Here is a 19878-nt window from a genome sequence, read left to right as displayed (position 1 = left end):
CCCGATTTCGCGCGGCCGGTTGCCATTCGATCGGCCGATCAAGTAAAGTACAAGTAGCAGACTTGGATCAAGGGAGGAACGGGACCGATGGAAGACAAGCCTCTGGAGGCGATATACCTGGAGCTGGCCACGCTCGTCCGGAGGGCGACCTCCTCCGCTTTGGACAAAAAGCTCGGCACGCTGGAGCGCTCCGCCTTCCTGCTTTTGCACCAGCTGTCCGAACAGGGGCCGGTCGGCGTGAAGACGCTCTCCGAGCAATTCCGGCTGGACATCTCGACGATCAGCCGGCAGACGGCCGCCTTGGAAGCGAAAGGATACGTTCGCCGGCAGCCGGACCCGGAGGACGGCCGCGCCAGTACGTTCGCCATTACGGAGCTCGGCATGGAACAGCTGACGAGGACGAAGCGGATTCGGCTGGAGCGATTCGCCATCCTGTTCCAGGATTGGACGCCGGACGAATGCCGCACGCTGCAGCAGCTGTTGTCCAAGTTGAACCATACGTTTATCGATTGAACGATCCCCCGGCTTACCCCGTACCTTCCTCCCGGCCCCTATTATGCATATTACGGCCGATCCGGGAAACAGTATAGGAAAAGCCAATCGATAGAACGGGGTGATCCTGTTGCATTCGACGCATCATCCGAAGCTGACTTCAGCCGAAATCGCCGGCTTGTGGTCGCAATATATGAATGAAACGGCCGGGCTATGCATCAACCGGTTTTTGCATCAGCATGTGGAGGATGCGAACATTCGAGCCTTGTACGATTATGCGCTGCGTCTCGGCGAGAAGCACGTCGATCGGATCCGGTCGTTTTTGAAGACCGACGGCTTCCCCATCCCTGTCGGCTTCTCGGAGCAGGATGTGAACCTGGCCGCTCCCAGGCTGTTCTCCGATGCGCTGTCGCTCCATTATTTGAACATCATGTCGATTCACGGCTGCCACGGCTACAGCGGCGCCGTTACGACCTCTTCGCGGAAGGACGTACGGGAATACTTTACGGAATGCGGCGTGTCCTCCATGCAGCTGTGCAATCGAACCAAGGACGTCCTGCTGAGCAAGGGGCTGTACTTCCGCCCCCCTTCGATATCGGCCCCCGATACGCCGGAATTCGTCAGAAGCCAGTCGTTCGTCTCCGGGTGGTTCGGCGACAAACGGCCGCTCAGCTGCGTGGAAATTACCGATATTTTGTTTAATTTGAAAAAAAGCATTTTGGCGAAAGCGGCGCTCGTCGCCTTCAGCCAAGTGGCGCAAGCGAAGCAGGTCACCGATTTTTTCATGGAAGCGATTCAGATCAAGGAAAAGCATATCGACATGCTCAACAAAGCGCTGGACGACGACCACCTGCCCGCGCCTCCCAGCTTGGATGCGGAAATCAGCGACTCCACGACGCCGCCGTTTAGCGACAAGCTGATGATGTTCCTGGTCGGGTTTTTATTCTCGACCGCGATGGTGTATTACGGCTCCGGCATGGCGTCCTCTCCGCGCAAGGACTTGATCTCGAAATATACGGTCGCGATCGCCGACGACATGAAGGTCGGCTCCGACTGGATCCGAATCATGACGGACAACCGGTGGCTCGAGCAGCCGCCCCTCGCCGAAAACCGGAAAGCGTTGGCGACGGCGGACCGGACGTAACCGTCTCGAAGCAGGGAATCGGGCGAACCCGTACACAAGGGTTCGCTTTTTGGCGTTACCGGCGAAACGCGGGATCTTGGCGGCGGTGCCTCAACCGGGTAAGATGGCTACAGAGCGATCGGTCATGTGAAAGGAGCGTGTTGTCGTTGCTGAAAATCGGCGAGTTTGCCAAATGGAGCCGGGTATCCGTCAAGACGTTGCGATTTTACGACGATATCGGGCTGCTGAAGCCCGCGGCGGTCGACGAACATACGGGGTACCGGTATTATACGGAAGCTCAGCTGTTGACGGTGAAGCGAATAGCCGCGTTCAAGGAACAAGGCTTTACCTTGGAGCAGATCGTCCCTTTCCTCCAGCAATCGCTGTCGCCGGAAGACGTCAAAAGCAAGCTGTCGGACAAACAAGCGGAGCTGCGGCGGACGATTCGGGAAGCGCAGCGCCAACTGGACGATATCGACGCCAGAATGGCCCGCGTGGAGCGTACGGAATTCGTCCCTCCTGCGGACTCGGTCATCGTGCGAACCGTCGAACCCCGGCTCGCGGCCACGATCCGCGACGTCGTACCGCGTACGCGCCTCTGCCTCCTGCTGGACGAGGCGGCAAGCTACGTCCGTTCGTTCGGCGAGGAAGGGAGCGGTCCGCTGACCGTCATCTGGCACGGCCGTTCCGACGGAACGGACCCTGTCGATCTGGAGGTCGCCATGCCGCTTGCCCATACGATCCCCGGCAGCGACCGGGTACGAATCGGTTATTTGCCGGAAGTGAAGACGGCGGCGGTGTTCCTCCACCGATGCGATCCGTACGGCTCCGTCTGTACGGCCATCGGCGACTCGGCGTCCTGGCTCGCGTCCAACGGGTTCGTCCCGGCGCCGGGCGAGCCGATCCGCGAAACGTATTTGACCCCGGATCGGGACATGTACGGGCCGACCCGATGGGCCGAATTGCTCGTCCCTGTCGTCCGCGCTTGACTCTCCCCTTAACGGGAGCGTTTAAAGTGGGGGTATAGACGACAAGGGAGTGATGGAGAATGAAACGGTTGGAAGGAAAAATCGCCCTGGTTACGGGCGGAAGCAGAGGGATCGGCAAGGGCATCGCGTTGCGCCTTGCGGAGGAGGGAGCGAGCGTCGCCGTCCATTACGGCAGCGCACGCTCCGCGGCGGAGGATGTCGTCCGCGCCATCGAGGATCGCGGCGGGCGGGCGTTCGCCGTCGGCGCCGATCTGAAATCCGTCGACGGCGTAGACCGGTTGGTCCGGACCTTCGAGGAGGAGCTTACCCGCCGGACCGGCGACAACCGGTTCGATATTTTGGTCAATAACGCCGGAATCGGCACGTCGAAGACGTTCGAGGAGACGACGGAGGAATCATTCGACGAGCTGCTCGCCGTCAACGTCAAGGCCCCATTCTTCCTCGTCCGGCAAGCGTTGCCGCTTCTGCGGGACGAAGGGCGTATCGTCAATATTTCGTCCGGCGTGACTCGCATCGCTTACCCGCATCTGATGGCCTATAATGTGACCAAGGGCGCCCTCAATACGTTCACGCTTCATCTCGCGAAGCTGCTCGGGCCGCGCGGCATTACGGTAAACGCCGTCCTGCCGGGCATCGTCGACACGGACGTCAACGCCTCGTGGCTGCATACCCCCGAAGGCACCCGCCATGCCTCGGACATGTCGGTGTTCGGCCGGGTCGGGCAGCCCGCCGATATCGCCGATGTCGTCGCGTTTCTCGCCTCCCCCGACGGCAGGTGGGTAACGGCGCAGATGGTCGACGCGACCGGCGGCTCGCACTTGTAACCGAACGTGGCTTCGCCGTAAAAGGACTCTACCGATCGAATCGGCCGAGTCCTTTTTTCTATCGTTTTCCCCCATTCTATAATCTCTGCCGTCTATCAAGTTCAAACGTACAAGCATCGCCGCTTCGGAACGAATAGAGTACGAAAAAGGAGATGATAGCTTGGAGAATCGACCTTTAATCGTATCCGTTCTGGGCAGCGGCGGCGGTGTCGCCAAAGCCGTCCTGTCCCTGCTGAACAAAGCGGCGGCCGACCCGACCGATCCGCTTCACCCCTTCCTGAACAGGGCCGAGATTCATCTGATCGACCGCAAGCCGAAGAAGCTCGACGAGTACGGCCGAATCGCGCCGAATTTGAAAGGCCGGTTCGTCCTCCATCAATTCGACCTGCTGGAGCTCGACCGGGTCCGCGCCCACCTGGCCGATACCGGGACGTCGCTTGTCATCGATCTGTCCTGGGCCGATACGGTCGACATGATCGCCCTCTGCGACGAGCTCGGCATCGCGTACACGAATACGGCGTTGGAAATCGTCGAGGTGGATGACAACGAGGAGCTGGAAGGCTTCACGCTGCTGGAGAGGTACCGCATGTTCGAGAACAACCGGCACCGCTTCACCCGCGTGAAAGGGATCGTCTGCTCCGGGATGAATCCCGGCGTCGTCCAATGGATGGCCCATACGCTGCTGAGCGAGCCTTCCGATCGTCCCCCTCTCGCCTGCTACATCGTCGAAACCGACAGCACGTTTTTCAAAGATCCCAAGCGGGCGAAGCCGAACACCATCTACTCCTCCTGGTCCCCCGAATGCTTCTTGGACGAAGCGCTCCTGAACTACCCGATGCTGGTACAGCGCCGCGTGCCGCTCGTCTTGTACGCTCCGGCGTACGGGCAAGCGTTCAAGGTGACGCTGGGCGACCTGCAGTTTTACGGAGCGCTGATGCCGCACGAGGAAGTGCTGACGCTGGGGAGGCTGTACGGCCTCGAGACGGGGTTCATTTACAAAGTGCAGGATTACATGATCGATCTGCTTCGCGCCAACCTGGATCAGCCGAATGCGCTGTGGGACTGGGAGCACCGGACGCTCGACCCGGCGGAGGACGAATTGGAGGGCGAAGATACGGTCGGTGTTCTCGTCGTCTACGAAGACAAGGAACGGTATATGTACAACACGCTGGAGACCCGGACGATATACGCAAAGTACGGCGTCAACGCAACGTATTTTCAGGTCGCTTGCGGCGTCTACGGCGCAATATGCACCCTGCTGCTGGACGATTTGGAGACCGGTCTGTTCTTCGTCGACGAATTGCTGGCCGCCACCGACAGCTCGTACGGAGAATACGTCTCCCGCTACCTGGAGCGGTTCGTCACCGGAGAAAACGCCGGAACGGACGGCTTGCTGCTGCAGCGGCTGAAACCGTTCTGAAGGACGTCCGCCGGCCGGTCGCTACGAAAACGGCCCCCGCGCGCCTACGCGGGAGCCGTGAAGATTCGGTTACGGGCCGGGATCGGCAGCGGGCGCCGCGTCCTTGGACCGGGATAACAGCAGGTGAAGCAAAATGGCGGTCAGCGAACCGGTCACGATACCGTTTTGCAGCAGCATCTTGGCATAGTCGGGCAGCTTGTCGAACATTTGCGGCAGCGTCGCCGATCCCAAGCCGACCGCGATGCCGCACGCGACGGTCAGCAGGTTGCCGTCCTTGCGCAGGTCGACCTCGGACAAGATCGAGATGCCGGACGCCGCCACCGACCCGAACATGACGATCATCGCGCCGCCGAGCACAGCGTTCGGAATGACCGTCGTCAGCGCCGCCAGCTTCGGCAGCAGCCCCAAGACGACCATGATGCCCCCGGCCGCGAAGATGACGTCCCGGGTTTTGACGCGCGTGAGCGAGATCAGCCCGACGTTTTGCGAGAAGGCGGTATACGGAAACGCGTTGAATATGCCGCCCAGCATGATCGCGACGCCTTCCGACCGGAGGCCGCTCACGATTTGCTTCGGCTCGACCTTCCGGTCCGTCGCCTTCCCGACGGCGAAGTAGACGCCCGTCGACTCGACCATGCTGACGATATTGACCAGAATCATCGTCAAGACGGCCGTAACGCTGATCTGGGGAAAGCCGAAATAAAACGGCTGCACCATATTGAACCAGGACGCCTCCGCTACGGCCGAGAAATGCACGATGCCCATCGCATACCCGGCGACCGTCCCGACAGCCAGCCCGACGAGCACGGAGATCGAGCGGAGAAATCCGGTCGCCACCCGATTCACGATCAGGATGACGACAAGCGTGCCGAGAGCGAGCAGCAAGTTGCGCGGCTCCCCGAAATCGGCGCTGCCTTGGCCGCCCGCCGCATTGTTCATCGCGACCGGGATGAGTGACAGACCGATAATCGTCACCACCGTTCCGGTCACGACCGTCGGGAAAAACTTCAGCATTTTCCCGTACAACGGCGCGAACAAGACGACGAACAAGCCCGACACGATAACGGCGCCATACGCCGTGGCGAGATTGGACGCGGAGGCGATCGCGATAATCGGCCCGACCGCCGTGAACGTGCATCCGAGAATGACGGGCAGCCCGCTGCCGAAATACCGGCTTCCCATGACCTGCAAAATGGTGGCGATTCCGCACGTGAACAGGTCGGCCGCGATCAAATAGGCGATTTGCGCAGCGGTCAGCTTGAGCGCCCCGCCGACGATGAGCGGGACGATGACCGCACCCGCATACATCGCCATGACGTGCTGGAAGCCTAACGTCAGTACCCTTTGTTTGCTCAGCATCGTTACTTGGTCTCCCCGATCGGTTGGACGGTCCGTTCGTCGTCCATGAAATGAACTTCACCGGGCGCCATCGAGGCGATCCGGGCCAGCGAATGGACGCGGACGCCCATCCCCTCCAGCAGCCCTCGGCCTTCCTGGAAGCTTTTCTCGACGACGCAGCCTACGCCCGCCAGCTCCGCACCGGCTTCCCGCACGATCTGCACGAGCCCCGCCAACGCGGCTCCCGTCGCCAGGAAGTCGTCGACGATGAGCACCTTGTCGGCCGGACCCAAATACTTTTGCGAAATGCTGATCTGGTACGTCTCTTGCCGCGTAAACGAATGAACCGGCGCCGAGTAGACGTTCTCGGCCAGCGTGACCGCCTTTTTCTTCTTCGCATACAGGAACGGGACGCCGAGCGCGATCCCCGTCGCCATCGCGAACTGGATGCCGCTCGCTTCGACGGTGAGCACCTTCGTCACCGGCTTGTCGGCGAACAGGCGGGCGAATTCCCGCCCGATCGCGAGCGCCAGCTCCGTATCCACTTGATGGTTCAAAAACGAATCGACCTTCAGCACCTTGTCGGACAATATTTGCCCTTCCTGGCGTATGCGCTGCTTTAGCATGTCCATGATCGTCTGCCGCTCCTTTTTCTGATTAGACAAAAGACAAGCCCCCTTGAGCCGTTTCCTCAAGTGAGCTTGTCCCTCCGGTTACCCCTTATGGCGTACACGAAAACGCGTCTGCCGCACCGATCGGTTCGGTGCGCTCGCTCTCACTCATAGTCGGACGATTCCGTTGGTCGTCCGGTAGAAACTTTTGGGCCATATCCCCAATATTATATGAGTCTTATGAAAGATATCTCGTCTATCGTACACAGTCTGCCGGACCGTTTCAAGAGGCAATTTTTATGGCGCTGCAAGCGGCCGCGTCCGGCTCGTCCGGGCGATGACGGGAAGACGTCACCGTCTTCTCCCCGCTTGCCGCTGCTGGGGCTTCGGTTGCGTCCTTGCTTGCGCCGGCGCGGGCGGCTTGGACGGCTTGGCCGGGGCCGCGGCGACGACGCCCGTCATCGGGAACGGGTGATCGGCCACTTGCGGAACCGTCTTCTTGATCAATTTCTCGATATCCTTCAGATACGGCAGCTCCTCCGTCTCGCAGAACGAGATCGCGACTCCGCTATGCCCCGCCCGTCCGGTCCGGCCGATCCGGTGCACGTACGTCTCCGGAATGTTCGGGAGGTTGAAGTTGACCACGTGGGAGAGCTCCTCGATGTCGATTCCCCTCGCCGCGATATCCGTCGCGACCAATACCCTCGTGACGCCGCTCTTGAAATTGTTCAGCGCCGTCTGACGGGCGTTCTGCGATTTGTCCCCGTGAATGGCTTGAGCGGTGATGCGCGCCTTCGTCAGGCCGCGCGCGACGCGATCCGCCCCATGCTTCGTCCGCGTGAAGACGAGCGCCGATTCGATGGCCGGATCCTGCAGCAGATGGATGAGCAGCTGCAGCTTGTTCTCCTTATCGACCAGATAGACGGACTGCTCGATCCGATCGACGGTCGACGAGACCGGCGTAATCTCCACCTTCACCGGGTTCGTCAGCAGCGATTGGACCAGCTTGGCGATTTCCGGCGGCATCGTGGCGGAGAAGAACAGCGTCTGCCTCCGCTCCGGCAGCTTGGCCATAATTTTTTTCATGTCGTGGATGAAGCCCATGTCCAGCATCCGGTCGGCTTCGTCGAGCACGACGATCTGCACGTGCCGCAAATCGACCACGTTCTGGTTCATCAGGTCGATGAGCCGCCCCGGGGTGGCGATCACGATATCGGCTCCTTGCGCAAGCGAGGACTCCTGCGCCTTTTGCGATACCCCGCCCACGATGACGGAGCAGCGCAAGTTCGTAAATTGCCCGTACGCGGTCATATTGTCGTAAATCTGGATCGCAAGCTCGCGGGTCGGCGTCAGGATCAAGGAACGAATGCGGCGCTTCGCGTTCGGCGGGACGGCTTGTCCGCTCAGCAGCTGGATGATCGGGATCGCGAATGCGGCCGTCTTCCCCGTCCCCGTCTGCGCGCAGCCGAACAAATCCCGTCCGGCCAGCACCGCCGGAATGGCCTGCTCCTGGATCGGCGTCGGCGCCGTGTAGTTTTCTTTGGCGAGAGCTTTCAAAATCGGGGGAACGATATTCAAGTCTTGGAACGTCATATAGTCTCCTTCGGTTCGTTGATCGCGATCAAGTTCATCGGCTACTAGGAGTATAACAGATTTTCGCGAAAATACATCCCGGCGCCGCGCGGACGGGATAGCAAAATTCGGATCCGAACCGCCGGGGCGCTCTATCGGTCGGGCTTCGGCGCCTTTTTCGCGCGCGAGCAGGTCAGCTCGTACTTTCGGCCGTACGCCCTCCCGTAGGCGACGATTTTGCGGATGGCGCTGTTGTCGTCCAGCTTCGTGAACGGGCACGGATCGGGGCGAGTGTTCACTTCCAAAATCCACGGGTACAGGCGGCGATCGACGGCGATATCCAGGCCGAGCTCGTTCATGGCGGGATAGGCGCGTCCGAAGCGTGCGGCAGTCCGCCGGGCGAGCCGGTCCATCCTGCGGAGCACCGCCTTATCCGCCCCGTCCGCTCTTGCGAACGGCCGGAGCAGGTCGACGGCGCGGAATATCGTGCCTCCCTGGCTCCCGTTCGTGACCGCCTTCCGCGGACGGGCGACGCGGCCGACCGTACCGGTCGGCTCCCATCGGCGCGACGGATTTTTCTGGATCATGACGCGGAAATCGAACGGCCGGCCCTCGCGGGTCAACGTCCGGATCCCTTGCTGAATGAGATAGCGCCGGCCGCCCATTCGGCTCCGGACGAACCCGAACATCCCTGAAACGGAACGGAACGCGAACATATTCACCCCGCTTTGGCAGCGGTATTCGCGGCCGCGCTTCTCGATCCGCATCACCCCGACGCCCAGCGAGCCCGTATCCGGCTTCAAGTAGACGAGACCGTACCGATCCAGCATCTCCGCCAAGACGCGTCTCGCGAACTCGCGAGTGTCCGGCACATGCCGGGACAGCTCCCGGTCCCGGACCAGCAGCCGCGTTTTGACCAGTTTGCTCGACACGGCGTTCGGGCTGTTTGGCATCCCCGTTTCCTTCTTTCCGTACTGTTTTTTCTCCATCATACGATGTGACGTTCCAGAAGGTGAGGAACGTTCTGCAGGAATCCGGGAATCCCGAGTGACCCGGCGGAACTTGGATAAGACGGGCCGCATATGGTAAATCACGGTAACGGATCCGGAATCGGAACGAACCATGACAGGACGAGGAGAAGAAAGCCTATGAGTCTCCACGCGAAGCTGGAGCAAGCGATCGGCCGGATGCGGACGTACTTGCCGTGGTACCGGCATCGACTCGAAGCGGAAGGCGCGACGGACGCGGCGTTGGAACGAATGCCGCTTATGACCGCTTCCGTGCTGGAAGCGCATTATTACACCGAGGACAATCCGCTCGCGACGCGAAGCGGCGTGCATCGGTACCAAACGTCCGGCACAAGCTCCGGCTTGCGCAAATCGATCTATTATTCGGAGTCGGACGAGGCGCACTATTTGCGGATCAAGACGGACGTATTCCGGGCGATTCTCGGCGATTCCGGCTACCGGACGGCGATGGCCGATCTGGGCACGGGACACGCCGAGGCAACCGCCCTGGACGTGTTTCGCCGTCTCGGCATGGAAGCCGAGTCGGTCTCGTTCCGGCTGCCGATCGAGCGGCATCTCGAGCGGCTGGAGCGGTTCAAGCCCGAGGTGCTCTATACGATGCCGTCCATTTTGAACCGAATATTGCTCAAGTCCGCCGATCCGCAGGCGTACGGCATCCGTCATGTGGTGCTGGTCGGCGAGACGGCTGCCCCCGCCTGGATCGAACGGGCCGCCCGATCGCTGGGCATCGGCCCGGAGCGGATTACCGATACGTACGGCTCCATCGAGATCGGCACGATCGCCTATTTCTCCCACGAGCATGGGCGGTACTTATTGGCGGACGACCTCGTAGCGGAAGGGATACGGCCGGAGGAGACCGGCGAACGGCTGGAGCCGCTTTCCGACGAGGAGGAGCGGGTGCTCGTCCTGACGTCCGCCGTAAGGGAGGCGTTCCCCGCCGTGCGGTACGTCACGTACGACGTCGTCCGCGATCTTCGCCCGATTGCGGTGGACGGCGTCCTCCGGCCCAGCTTCCGGTGCTTATCGAAGCGAATCGGTCCGGACTTGAAGCACGGCGAGAAGATCAGCATCTACGATATCGAAAATGTCGTCTACCGCCATCTGACCGAGGCCGACATCCGGGTGAGCATGGCGGACAACGCGCTTCGCGTCCATATCGACGGCCCGGCTGTCGCCGAGGCGGATCGGAATGCGATTCGGCGCGATTTGGAAAACCGTATCCCGGAAATCGGCGCGATGATCCGATCCGGTATGCTGGACGGCATCCGCGTCACCGGGGGAGCCGTCGAGGACGGCGATCCCGGCGGGGCCATCAAGCATAAAAAAATCGTATACGAGCGGAGAAGGGATCGCCTTGAACCTTGAAAGCGGAATTGCGGAAGCGATCGGCGGCACGCCTCTCGTTTGGCTCAAGCGGCTGTTCGGCGAGGCACCGTTTCGCGTCTACGGCAAGCTCGAATGGATGAATCCGGGCGGCAGCTCCAAAGACCGGCCCGCCTTGTTCATGCTTCGCGAAGCGATACGGCGCGGCGACATCGAGAGCGACACCGTCGTCATCGAATCGAGCTCGGGCAACTTGGCGATCAGCCTCGCCCAATTGTGCCGGTATGCGGGGCTCCGGTTCATCTGCGTCGTGGATCCCCGCACGACGGAGCAGCATAAGCGGATCATCCGCAGCTTCCACGGGGAAATCGACATGGTGGAGACGCCGGACCCGGAAACCGGCGAATTTTTGCCGGCGCGGATTCGCCGGGTTCGCGAGCTGCTCCTTCAGCTGCCGAAAGCGTATTGGACGAATCAATACGGGAATCCGGACAATAGCCGGGCCCATGCGGAGACAACCATGAAGGAGATCGGCGACCGGCTGGGGGAGATCGACTATTTGTTTTGCGGCGTCAGCTCGTGCGGCACGATACGCGGCTGCATGGAATATATCCGTTCCCGGCGCTGGTCCACGAAGATCGTGGCCGTGGACGCCGCCGGAAGCGTCATTTTCGGCGCGGCGAAGGGTCCGCGGAAGTTCCCCGGACTCGGCGCCGGCGTGACGCCCGCCCTGTACCGGCCCGACGTTGCGGATCATGTCGTGCACGTTTCCGATTGGGACTGCGTGCGGGGGTGCCGCGATTTGGTCCGGTACGAGTCGATTTTGGCCGGCGCCTCCTCCGGAGGCGTCGTCGCCGCCGTACGCGCCATGGCCGGACTTCTCCCGGCTGGAGCGGTCTGCGCGGCGATTATGCCGGACCGCGGCGAACGGTACCTGGACACCGTATACGACGACGACTGGGTGCGGCGCGAGCTCGGCTCGGACCCGAATGCCGGGAATGGAGGCTAAGCAGATGATCTATTTGCACGACGGCCATATCCGGGAGATCGGCATCGATTGGCGGAAGCTGACCGGCATCGTCGAGGAGGTCGTCCGGCTCGAGGACAAGGGCGATTGCGTCCGTCCGTTGAAGCCGTATTTGCGGTTTCGCGAGCCGGCGAACCGGATCATCGCGATGCCGGCCTACGTCGGAGGCGATATCGGCGCATCGGGCATCAAGTGGATCGCCAGCTTTCCGCACAATCGGCTGATCGGCCTCCCCCGCGCCCACAATACGATCGTTCTGAACGATCCCGATACCGGCGAGCCTACCGCTTTCTTTCGCAGCGGGCTGCTGAACGGGCTGCGGACGGCCGCCGTCAGCGGAGCGATGATGCGGGCATATCTCGCCGCCAGACCGACCGGCAAGCTGCGGATCGGCATCATCGGGTGGGGACCGATCGGGCGCACCCACCTTGACATGTGCGCCGCCCTATGGGGGGATCGGCTGGAGCGCGTGACCTTGTACGACTTGCAGCCCGTCGATCCCGACACGGTCCCCGAAGCCGTCCGGGCGAAGACGCGGATCGCCGACGATTGGAGGCCGGCATACCGGGGCTCCGACATCGTCGCCACATGCACCGTAGCCGCGGAACGCTATATCGACGAGACGCCGCCGGAAGGAGCGCTGCTGCTCAACGTGTCGCTGCGGGACTACATGCCGGATAGCGTGGCGGGCGTGCGGGCCATCGTCGTCGACGATTGGACGGAGGTGTGCCGGGAGAACACGGACGTGGAGCGTCTGCATCTCCTTTACGGCTTGCGGCGGTCCGACGTCCTGACGTTGGCGGATATTGTATGCCGTGACGAATTGTCCGCCTTCGGCCGGGACGAACCCGTTTTCTTCAACCCGATGGGTCTCGCCACCTTCGATATCGCCGTGGCCGCTCATTACGGGCGGGAAGCGTCGAGACTCGGCAAGGGCATGCGACTGGAGGCCGGCGTCTAACGGGACGTCGAACACGGGCCTCTCCTCCGCCCCAGCTTACTTAATTTGAGAAACCTTAAAAAAATGAGTAAACTGGAGGTAATGTTTAAGGAGGCGAATTCGATATGCCCGAACCGGCAAGCCGCATGGAAATCGGAATCAGTACGTTTTTGGAAGCAACCCCCGACCCGGTGACGGGGGAGCGCGTCAGCCACGCCGAGCGGCTGCGCCGCGCGGTCGAGGAGATCGTCTTGGCCGATCAGGTCGGCCTGGACGTGTACGGTATCGGGGAGCATCATCGGGCGGATTATGCGGGCACCGCGCCCGCCGTCGTTCTCGCGGCGGCGGCTTCCGTCACCAAGCGCATCCGGCTGACGAGCGCCGTCACCGTATTGTCATCGGACGACCCGGTGCGCGTCTTCCAATCGTTCTCCACGCTGGACGGCCTTTCGAACGGGCGGGCCGAAATCATGGCCGGCCGAGGGTCGTTCATCGAGTCGTTCCCCCTGTTCGGCTACAGCTTGGACGATTACGACGAGCTGTTCGAGGAGAAGCTGGAGCTGCTGCTTGCGATCCGCGCCTCGGAGAAGGTGTCATGGCGCGGCGGCCACCGTCCCGCCATCCGCAACCTCGGGGTTTACCCCCGTCCCGTGCAGGACCCGCTTCCGGTCTGGATCGCAAGCGGCGGCAATCCCGAGTCCGCCGTCCGCGCCGGGACGCTCGGCCTGCCGATCGCCTTCGCGATTATCGGCGGCATGCCCGAGCGATTCGCCCCGCTCGTCCGTCTGTACAAGGAAGCGGCCGCAAGAGCCGGGCACGACCCGGACAAGCTGCCGATCGCGACGCATTCGCACGGCTTCGTCGGGGAGACGACCGAGCAGGCGGCCGATCTGTTCTTCCCGTCCACGCAAGCCCAGATGAACGTCATCGGGCGAGAGCGGGGATGGCCGCCTTACGACCGCAGCGCGTTCGACGCCGCACGCAGCCTCCGGGGCGCCCTGTACGTCGGCGATCCGGAGTTCGTCGCGGAGAAGATCGTGCTGCTGCGCCGAAACTTGGGGGTCACCCGCTTCTTCCTGCACGTCAACGTCGGCACGATGCCGCATCGCGATGTGCTGCGCGCCATCGAGCTGCTCGGCACGAAGGTCGCCCCGCTCGTGCACAAGGAGCTGGCGCGGCTTGAAGCGGCGGAATAAGCGCCCCTTCCGCCCCCGATAGATCGAACGGCCCCGCCGCATCGCAGCCGGGCCGTTCTATTCTTTTTATTCGCCGCACCGGCATCCTCGAATGCGGACGATCGGGTTACGCTTCGTCTTCGTCCTCCGGGTCCTCGGTAAACAGAGTGAGAATCGAGGGCAGCGGCCGAAGTCCCGCGGCAACGGCGTTCACCTCATCGATATATTCGTCCTTGATCAAATGCTTGAGCGGCTGTTCGACGGCATGGAAATGCCGAAACGCCTCCCGCGCCCATTCGTCCCATAGCGGGTATCGGTGCAAGTAGTCGTCCGCTTTCACCCTCGTTCGGTTCGTTCCTTCTTCGGGCAAGCATTCGAACTCTTCATCCTCGCCCATTATGCCGTAATCGCACGTAAGCTGCTCGCCGGGCAATATATCCCGGACCGCCAGTTCGAAATCGAATACCGTATCGATGCAGTTCGGACGAAAGCTATGGTTCATGTAGCGGGAATGGTCCCAATTGATGACATAATCGCCGTCTTCATTCAGATAGGAGTATTTATAGACGACTTTCTGGCGAACCTCATCCAAGCTGTCCACGAAATCCTCTTTCAGTACGATATCCAGTTCATCCGCTATCCATACGATCGTTCCTTTCGGGATCAATCTGGTCGCGACTACCCCAACGCCGATCTCGTCGCTAATAAAGCGAAGCTCCGTGTCCGGATGGATCATGGGCCCGTCTCCTCTCCTAGTGGAATGAAATATTGTATTCATTCCATTGGTAGAGAGTTTCAGACACCACCCCAAAAGGAGCGGCGTATCCGCCTTTCCGGGGAAGGCCCGGATATCCGATTCAACGAATCCCGGTCGCCGTAACCTTTTCCCCTTGAGCCAGCATGTCGCCCAATTCGTAGCTCCGGTCCGTGAAAGCTTCCCCGATGGAAGGAGCGAAAAACGGCCCGGCGACCTCCAGCTCTCCCTTGTTCCATAACGCTTCGATAAACGTGCGGACCGTTTCCGCATTTCGTTGTTCCAGCGTACTCATGACTTCTCCTCCGAAAAAATGTTACTTACAAGTCACCTTTTGTTCAAAAAAAATACGGCTGCTTAGACGGTTTCGGCCTTGAGCGCGAGCGTCCGGGTCAAGTCCAGCAAATTGGCGAGCGCCGTCTCGATTCGCTGCCTCGTCCCCTCGTCCGACGGTGCGCCGTCCGGTCCGAAGCCGTTCGTCCCGTAACCGACGGAAATCCACTCCGGACAGTTAATCCCGTGCAAGTTGCGAACGATGCTTTGCAGATGCGTCAGCGAGCCGACCCCCGTCGGACCGCCTGCGGCGCTTACGGACAGCACCGGCTTCCCTCCGACATGCGTTCCGTTCAAGTAATCCAAAGCGTTCTTTAATAAGCCTGACACCGAGCCGTGGTATTCGGGGGTAGCCAAGATCAAGCCGTCCGCATTTGCGACCGATTGCTGCAGCGACCGGACGTTCGGGTCAAGCGATTCGGCACCGGGCGAGAAGAACGGCAGCGGCATCTCCCGCAAATCGAGGAACGAAACCGCGATTCGCCGCGCGTTCAACAAGCGTTCAATATAGCGAAGAACGTTCGTGCTTGCAGCGTCTGTACGGTTGCTGCCTGCGATCAGGGTTATGTTCATGTTCATGACGGTCATCACCTTTCGCTCTCGTTATTCGTGCACCTGCATGCCGCCGGCTGACAAACAGGAGTCGAGGTGTTAATATGTTACTAAATGGACACCTCTTATAGCCTTATAATACGTTACCACCAGGTAACACGTCAAGCGGCGAAAAAAAATAGTCCCTTTCGGTAGAGGAGGTGCCGAATCGGACAACGAAGTCGTTCAAAGCTAGCGAAAGTTTGCCTAAAAACGGCATTTTAAACGTTAAGGGAGCGTGATACGAACATGGAGAACAAACCCTCGCAAGTCCACCGAATCGCCATAAAGGCGACGCCCGAGCAGGTGTGGCAGGCGATCACCGACCCGGCGAAGACGTCGAAGTTCTGGTTCAATTGCTCCATCCGATCCACTTGGGGGATCGACGCCCCGTTCGAGCTGTGGAGCCAAGACGGCGAGAAGCGGGTGGAAGGCACCATTCTCGCTTTCGATCCTCCGCATAAGCTGGCGATGAGCTGGCGGTACGTTTCATTTCCGGAGGCGGCCGGCGACGCCCCGTCGCGCCTGACGTGGGAGATCGATTCGCACGCCGAGCTTGCGGGCGTCACCCTCGTCACCGTCGTCCATGACGAGAGCGGGCAGGCCGTCAACTCGGCCAAGATTCTCGAGAACGGCTTGCCGATCATTCTTTCGGGGTTGAAGACGCTGCTGGAAACCGGAACGACGCTGGCCGGCGATTAAGCCGCCTCATGGAAAAGAGCCTCCGGTCGACTCGCGGGTCGATCAAAGGCTCTTCGTTTTCTTTGAGGTCATGTCCCGCAAAACGTCCGGTACCGACAAGCCGACGGCTCGGGAGGGGAGGCATATTCCGCTTGTTCGGGAGTATGCGCGAAAGGGCTCGCCAGAACGCCGAGCAGCCGCTCCATCACGCCGTAGTCCCCTTCGTTCACCGCCGCCTCCAGCGCTTCCTCCACCCGGTGGTTGCGAGGAATGACCGCGGGATTGGAGCTTCGCATCCGTTCGTGCGCGGCGCCTTCCGGCTCTTGCTGCCTGCCCAGTCTCGCCTTCCACCGCTCCTGCCATTGCGCGAATTCCGTCGTGCCCGATAACGCCGTCTCCTCCGGCCGATCGAACGTCAAGGCGCGGAACGTGTTCGTATAATCCGCCCCGAGCTTCTGCATCATGCCGAGCAGGTCTTCGATCAGCGCTTCGTCCTCCGGCTCTTCGTTCGCCATCCCCAGCTTCGCTCTCATCCCCGTAAGCCAATGGCGGCGGTACAGGTCGGTAAAGCCGGCAATCGCCTCTTCGGCCAGCTTGACGGCCTGCTCCTCGTCGTCATGGAGCAGCGGCAGCAGCGCCTCGGCGAATCGGGCCAAGTTCCAAGCCGCGATCCGCGGCTGATTGCCGTAGGCGTAACGCCCCTGCGTATCGATGGAGCTGAATACCGTCGCCGGATCGTAAACGTCCATGAAGGCGCAAGGACCGTAGTCGATCGTTTCGCCGCTCAGCGCCATGTTGTCGGTATTCATCACCCCGTGAATAAAGCCGACAAGCTGCCATTTCGCGATCAGCGCGGCCTGACGCTCGATCACCCCTTGGAGAAGAGCCAGATAGCGGTTGCCGGATACGTCCGCTTCGGGATAATGTCTCTGGAGCGTGTAATCGGCCAACGCCCGGAGATCCTCGGCCGAACCCCAGGCAGCCGCGTATTGGAACGTACCGACGCGGAGATGACTGGCGGCCACGCGGGTCAGGACGGCGCCGGGCAGCTCGGTTTCGCGGAAGACGGGCTCCCCGGTCGAGACGACCGCCAGGCTCCGGGTAGTCGGGATGCCGAGCGCTTGCATCGCTTCGCTGATGATGTACTCGCGCAGCATCGGCCCGAGCGCCGCCCGGCCGTCCCCCCGACGAGAATACGGCGTGCGTCCCGGACCCTTCAGCTGAATATCGAACCGCTCGCCCTGGGGGGTGATCTGTTCGCCCAGCAGCAGCGCCCGGCCGTCCCCCAACATGTTGAAATACCCGAACTGGTGCCCCGCATAGGCTTGCGCAAGCGGCCGGGCTCCATCGGGTACGCGGTTGCCGGCCAGCGTCTCCACGCCCTCCTCGCTCCGCAGCGCCTGGGCGTTCAGCCCCAGAGAAGCGGCCAGCCGGTCGTTCAGGACGACAAGCCGAGGCGCCCGCACCGGGGTCGGGCTCAGTTCGGTGAAAAACGACTTCGGCAGACGCGCATAGCTGTTATCGAAGTTCCATCCGATTGTTACAATTGCCGTTTTGTCGGTCATTGTAGCTCCTTGTCAATCGTATTTGTATCGTTAGTTTATTCTTTTCACGTGGAACAAAACCATCCCTTTTTTTATTATACGCGCTTATGCCGCCGAAGGGCTATGCCATTCCCGTCCGCTGCCGTTTCGCCGTTCCGGTACCGGCCATTTCGGAAAGCGGCGTTCGGCTGTCCGCCGCTGCGGATTTCCTGTTACCTCGTCCTTCCGTACATCTTGCCGTATCGAACCATGGTGCGATACAAGCTCTTGTCGGCGAGCGACTTCAACGCGCTGAAGTTCGGCCGGGTGTTGACCTCCAAAATCCACAGCCGCCCGTTGCGATCGAGGGCCACATCAAGGCCGAGCTCCCTGAACCGAGGGCTGCGACGATCGAAGCAGCGGGCCGTCTGCATGCCCAGCTCCTTCAGCCGCCGCTTGTAATGCTCGATTTGAGCCGGGCTGTACCCGGCTCTCGACAACGTCTGCCCCACGAGCTCCAGCTTGCCCCCTTGATGATAGTTCGTGACGACCTTGTTTCGCTTCCCCAGCTTGACGAACATGGTGGAGGGCACCCACCGGCCTCCTTCCGCTTTTTGCATCGTCATCCGCAAGTCGAACGGTCTGCCGCCGGAAGATTGCAAATAAATCCCCTTCTGAAGCAGATAGCTTCGACCGCGGGCGATTTTTTGCAACAGACCGAACAGCGAGGCGGTAGATGATGCCTCGAACGTGCGTGCATCCTTCTTCACCCGGAACTTCCCGGCGCCCGTTCGGTCGATTCGCGCGATTCCGCCCCCTCCCGTACCGGTCGTCGGTTTGAAGTACACCATCTTGTACCGCGCGGTCATCCCATTCAGCGAGTTACGGGTAAACGGCTTCGTCTCGGGAACGAATCGCCGCAATCCGCTGTCCGACAGCAACCATTTCGTCTTCGTCCACTTGTTCTTGACGGACAAGCTGCCACTGCCTCTCCTAGGCATGCGATCATCTCCTTAACGTCATTCGGGATAGAATACTTTCCCTAAGCGAGAAAAGGAACGGCGAATTCCCGGTGTCATTTGAACCGGCCCTTCTCCGGAGCCGTCGATCGATACCGCGCGCTTTTCAAAAAGAAAAGAGACCGTCCGCAGACCGCCTCATCCTTTGGTTCCGTCATCCGTTATTGCTGGGAATCCGTTCGGCCAACAGCCGGCCAAGCCGTTCCAAATTTTGTTCGTTCCCTTCCATGCAGTAGGGCTTGGCTTGTTCGAACTCGTCCGTTTTCTTGAACTGCTGGCGGAACGTAACCCGGGTACGGCCTTCGATATCCTCTAAAATAGCCGTTACCCGGAATTCGTGCCCCGACAGATGGTCCAGCACGACCCGCTCCGGCGGCACGATCTCGACGAAGGCGCTCAGGTTGGGATAATCCGTCCCGTCCGGCCCGTGCATCGTGTACCGCCACATGCCCCCCGGACGAATGTCGCACTCGTGAAACGTATTCGCGAAGCCCTTCGGCCCCCACCATCGAGCCAGCCAGTCGGGGGTTGTCCATGCTTGAAAGACGAGCTCCCGCGGCGCGTCGAACTCGCGGACGGCAACCAGTTCATTGGGGTTGGCAATCACGGCTCATGCCTCCCCTTCCAACGACCGCCCCAGCGCGTCCAGCATCTCATTCGTCCCATGCTCCCGGATTTCCGGCGTATCGAGCCCGTCGAGGAAGACGCCTTGCTCCGTAAAAATAAGCTTCGTGCCGCCCTCCACTTCGAGCAGCTCGACCGTCGTAAGCGAGACCGAAAGGCGCTTGCCGTCCGAATCCAGGGTATACGCATAGACGATGCGGTGATCGGGGACCACCTCCAGGTAACTGGCCTCGAAAACAAAGCTCGGCCCTCCCGGCGGCCCGCCGCTGCTCGATTCCCGTCCGCCTACGCGAAAGTCGAAGACGTCCGCTTTCGAAAACCATTTGGCTTTCGCAACCGGGTCGGCCCAGGCGCGATACACCCGCTTCGGCGAAACGGCATAAATCCGTTCGACGACGAAGGTTGCATGCTTGACGAATCGTTCGTTCATAGAATATTCCTCCTTCGCTCTCCGATTGTCTTTTCAAGCACTTGCAAGATAACCGGTAGCC

21 protein-coding genes and 1 riboswitch are annotated in these 19878 nt (G+C 61.0%); of the genes, 10 read left to right on the top strand and 11 right to left on the bottom strand.

Annotated features, from left to right (window positions below; translation table 11 throughout):
- Positions 1 to 87: 87 nt before the first annotated feature.
- The 5 genes from DLM86_RS20130 (at position 88) to DLM86_RS20110 (ending at position 4848) form a co-directional block, all read left to right on the top strand.
- The gene (locus DLM86_RS20130) at positions 88 to 513 is read left to right on the top strand and encodes a MarR family winged helix-turn-helix transcriptional regulator (RefSeq protein WP_110841857.1); all 426 of its coding nucleotides are present in this window, start codon (positions 88 to 90) and stop codon (positions 511 to 513) included.
- Positions 514 to 622: 109 nt separating this feature from the next.
- Positions 623 to 1636 carry a DUF3231 family protein gene (locus tag DLM86_RS20125; protein WP_158289583.1) on the top strand — a complete coding sequence of 338 codons (1014 nt, stop codon included), beginning with the start codon at positions 623 to 625 and terminating at the stop codon, positions 1634 to 1636.
- A gap of 137 nt (positions 1637 to 1773) precedes the next feature.
- On the top strand, positions 1774 to 2604 hold the full coding sequence (locus tag DLM86_RS20120; protein WP_425453986.1) for a MerR family transcriptional regulator: 831 nt from the start codon (positions 1774 to 1776) through the stop codon (positions 2602 to 2604).
- Positions 2605 to 2663: 59 nt separating this feature from the next.
- On the top strand, positions 2664 to 3428 hold the full coding sequence (locus DLM86_RS20115; protein ID WP_110841854.1) for an SDR family oxidoreductase: 765 nt from the start codon (positions 2664 to 2666) through the stop codon (positions 3426 to 3428).
- A gap of 160 nt (positions 3429 to 3588) precedes the next feature.
- Positions 3589 to 4848, top strand: a complete 1260-nt coding sequence (locus DLM86_RS20110) for a saccharopine dehydrogenase NADP-binding domain-containing protein (RefSeq protein WP_110841853.1) — start codon at positions 3589 to 3591, stop codon at positions 4846 to 4848.
- Positions 4849 to 4917: 69 nt separating this feature from the next.
- On the opposite strand, the gene DLM86_RS20105 is transcribed toward DLM86_RS20110, so the two are convergent.
- From DLM86_RS20105 to DLM86_RS20090, 4 genes are all read right to left on the bottom strand, one after another.
- Positions 4918 to 6207 (bottom strand): nucleobase:cation symporter-2 family protein, encoded by a 1290-nt coding sequence (locus DLM86_RS20105; protein WP_110841852.1) that lies wholly within the window; start codon positions 6205 to 6207, stop codon positions 4918 to 4920.
- A gap of 2 nt (positions 6208 to 6209) precedes the next feature.
- Positions 6210 to 6818 carry a xanthine phosphoribosyltransferase gene (locus DLM86_RS20100; protein WP_110841851.1) on the bottom strand — a complete coding sequence of 203 codons (609 nt, stop codon included), beginning with the start codon at positions 6816 to 6818 and terminating at the stop codon, positions 6210 to 6212.
- Positions 6819 to 6948: 130 nt separating this feature from the next.
- A riboswitch (purine riboswitch) is annotated at positions 6949 to 7052 on the bottom strand.
- A gap of 96 nt (positions 7053 to 7148) precedes the next feature.
- Complete coding sequence (locus tag DLM86_RS20095) at positions 7149 to 8390, bottom strand: DEAD/DEAH box helicase (protein ID WP_110841850.1); 1242 nt, start codon at positions 8388 to 8390, stop codon at positions 7149 to 7151.
- Between the two features lie 131 nt (positions 8391 to 8521).
- Positions 8522 to 9322: a YheC/YheD family protein gene (locus tag DLM86_RS20090; protein ID WP_110842072.1), complete on the bottom strand. Its 801-nt coding sequence runs from the start codon at positions 9320 to 9322 to the stop codon at positions 8522 to 8524.
- Between the two features lie 195 nt (positions 9323 to 9517).
- Between DLM86_RS20090 and DLM86_RS20085 the strand changes: the two genes are divergently transcribed.
- The 4 genes from DLM86_RS20085 to DLM86_RS20070 all read left to right on the top strand — a co-directional run bounded on the left by DLM86_RS20085 (position 9518) and on the right by DLM86_RS20070 (position 13883).
- Positions 9518 to 10762: a phenylacetate--CoA ligase family protein gene (locus DLM86_RS20085; RefSeq protein ID WP_245954738.1), complete on the top strand. Its 1245-nt coding sequence runs from the start codon at positions 9518 to 9520 to the stop codon at positions 10760 to 10762.
- A complete protein-coding gene (gene sbnA, locus DLM86_RS20080) occupies positions 10752 to 11729 on the top strand; it encodes a 2,3-diaminopropionate biosynthesis protein SbnA (protein WP_110841849.1) in 978 nt (325 codons plus the stop codon). Before DLM86_RS20085 ends, sbnA begins: the two co-directional genes overlap by 11 nt.
- Before the next feature lie 4 nt (positions 11730 to 11733).
- Positions 11734 to 12708 (top strand): 2,3-diaminopropionate biosynthesis protein SbnB, encoded by a 975-nt coding sequence (locus tag DLM86_RS20075; protein WP_110841848.1) that lies wholly within the window; start codon positions 11734 to 11736, stop codon positions 12706 to 12708.
- Positions 12709 to 12812: 104 nt separating this feature from the next.
- Entirely contained in the window at positions 12813 to 13883 is a 1071-nt protein-coding gene (locus DLM86_RS20070; RefSeq protein WP_425453985.1) for an LLM class flavin-dependent oxidoreductase, read from the top strand.
- A 106-nt stretch (positions 13884 to 13989) separates the two neighbouring features.
- Here DLM86_RS20070 and DLM86_RS20065 read toward each other — a convergent pair whose 3' ends face one another.
- From DLM86_RS20065 to DLM86_RS20055, 3 genes are all read right to left on the bottom strand, one after another.
- Complete coding sequence (locus DLM86_RS20065) at positions 13990 to 14598, bottom strand: SET domain-containing protein (RefSeq protein ID WP_110841847.1); 609 nt, start codon at positions 14596 to 14598, stop codon at positions 13990 to 13992.
- A gap of 121 nt (positions 14599 to 14719) precedes the next feature.
- Positions 14720 to 14911 (bottom strand): hypothetical protein, encoded by a 192-nt coding sequence (locus DLM86_RS20060; protein WP_110841846.1) that lies wholly within the window; start codon positions 14909 to 14911, stop codon positions 14720 to 14722.
- A 62-nt stretch (positions 14912 to 14973) separates the two neighbouring features.
- A complete protein-coding gene (locus DLM86_RS20055) occupies positions 14974 to 15522 on the bottom strand; it encodes an NADPH-dependent FMN reductase (protein WP_110842069.1) in 549 nt (182 codons plus the stop codon).
- A 267-nt stretch (positions 15523 to 15789) separates the two neighbouring features.
- Here DLM86_RS20055 and DLM86_RS20050 point away from each other — a divergent pair, with 267 nt between their 5' ends.
- Positions 15790 to 16242 (top strand): SRPBCC domain-containing protein, encoded by a 453-nt coding sequence (locus DLM86_RS20050; protein WP_110841845.1) that lies wholly within the window; start codon positions 15790 to 15792, stop codon positions 16240 to 16242.
- Positions 16243 to 16310: 68 nt separating this feature from the next.
- On the opposite strand, the gene DLM86_RS20045 is transcribed toward DLM86_RS20050, so the two are convergent.
- The 4 genes from DLM86_RS20045 to DLM86_RS20030 all read right to left on the bottom strand — a co-directional run bounded on the left by DLM86_RS20045 (position 16311) and on the right by DLM86_RS20030 (position 19817).
- Positions 16311 to 17786, bottom strand: a complete 1476-nt coding sequence (locus DLM86_RS20045) for a protein adenylyltransferase SelO (protein WP_110841844.1) — start codon at positions 17784 to 17786, stop codon at positions 16311 to 16313.
- Between the two features lie 191 nt (positions 17787 to 17977).
- On the bottom strand, positions 17978 to 18745 hold the full coding sequence (locus DLM86_RS20040; protein ID WP_110841843.1) for a YheC/YheD family protein: 768 nt from the start codon (positions 18743 to 18745) through the stop codon (positions 17978 to 17980).
- A gap of 172 nt (positions 18746 to 18917) precedes the next feature.
- Positions 18918 to 19370 (bottom strand): SRPBCC family protein, encoded by a 453-nt coding sequence (locus DLM86_RS20035; protein ID WP_110841842.1) that lies wholly within the window; start codon positions 19368 to 19370, stop codon positions 18918 to 18920.
- 3 nt (positions 19371 to 19373) lie between these two features.
- On the bottom strand, positions 19374 to 19817 hold the full coding sequence (locus tag DLM86_RS20030) for an SRPBCC family protein (protein WP_110841841.1): 444 nt from the start codon (positions 19815 to 19817) through the stop codon (positions 19374 to 19376).
- Positions 19818 to 19878 lie beyond the last annotated feature (61 nt).

The sequence above is a fragment of the Paenibacillus flagellatus genome, from assembly GCF_003217775.1.
Taxonomy (GTDB): Bacteria; Bacillota; Bacilli; order Paenibacillales; family NBRC-103111; genus Paenibacillus_AB; species Paenibacillus_AB flagellatus.
This window is presented reverse-complemented; position numbering and strand designations above follow the sequence as displayed.

Coding starts and splice junctions, on each gene's coding strand:
- DLM86_RS20090 (WP_110842072.1), bottom strand. CDS start 9,322: ATGCCAAACAGCCCGAACGCCGTGTCGAGCAAACTGGTCAAAACGCGG.
- DLM86_RS20115 (WP_110841854.1), top strand. CDS start 2,664: ATGAAACGGTTGGAAGGAAAAATCGCCCTGGTTACGGGCGGAAGCAGA.
- DLM86_RS20030 (WP_110841841.1), bottom strand. CDS start 19,817: ATGAACGAACGATTCGTCAAGCATGCAACCTTCGTCGTCGAACGGATT.
- DLM86_RS20070 (WP_425453985.1), top strand. CDS start 12,813: ATGCCCGAACCGGCAAGCCGCATGGAAATCGGAATCAGTACGTTTTTG.
- DLM86_RS20130 (WP_110841857.1), top strand. CDS start 88: ATGGAAGACAAGCCTCTGGAGGCGATATACCTGGAGCTGGCCACGCTC.
- DLM86_RS20060 (WP_110841846.1), bottom strand. CDS start 14,911: ATGAGTACGCTGGAACAACGAAATGCGGAAACGGTCCGCACGTTTATC.
- DLM86_RS20045 (WP_110841844.1), bottom strand. CDS start 17,786: ATGACCGACAAAACGGCAATTGTAACAATCGGATGGAACTTCGATAAC.
- DLM86_RS20100 (WP_110841851.1), bottom strand. CDS start 6,818: ATGGACATGCTAAAGCAGCGCATACGCCAGGAAGGGCAAATATTGTCC.
- DLM86_RS20085 (WP_245954738.1), top strand. CDS start 9,518: ATGAGTCTCCACGCGAAGCTGGAGCAAGCGATCGGCCGGATGCGGACG.
- DLM86_RS20050 (WP_110841845.1), top strand. CDS start 15,790: ATGGAGAACAAACCCTCGCAAGTCCACCGAATCGCCATAAAGGCGACG.
- DLM86_RS20105 (WP_110841852.1), bottom strand. CDS start 6,207: ATGCTGAGCAAACAAAGGGTACTGACGTTAGGCTTCCAGCACGTCATG.
- DLM86_RS20075 (WP_110841848.1), top strand. CDS start 11,734: ATGATCTATTTGCACGACGGCCATATCCGGGAGATCGGCATCGATTGG.
- DLM86_RS20055 (WP_110842069.1), bottom strand. CDS start 15,522: ATGAACATAACCCTGATCGCAGGCAGCAACCGTACAGACGCTGCAAGC.
- DLM86_RS20040 (WP_110841843.1), bottom strand. CDS start 18,745: ATGCCTAGGAGAGGCAGTGGCAGCTTGTCCGTCAAGAACAAGTGGACG.
- DLM86_RS20065 (WP_110841847.1), bottom strand. CDS start 14,598: ATGATCCATCCGGACACGGAGCTTCGCTTTATTAGCGACGAGATCGGC.
- DLM86_RS20095 (WP_110841850.1), bottom strand. CDS start 8,390: ATGACGTTCCAAGACTTGAATATCGTTCCCCCGATTTTGAAAGCTCTC.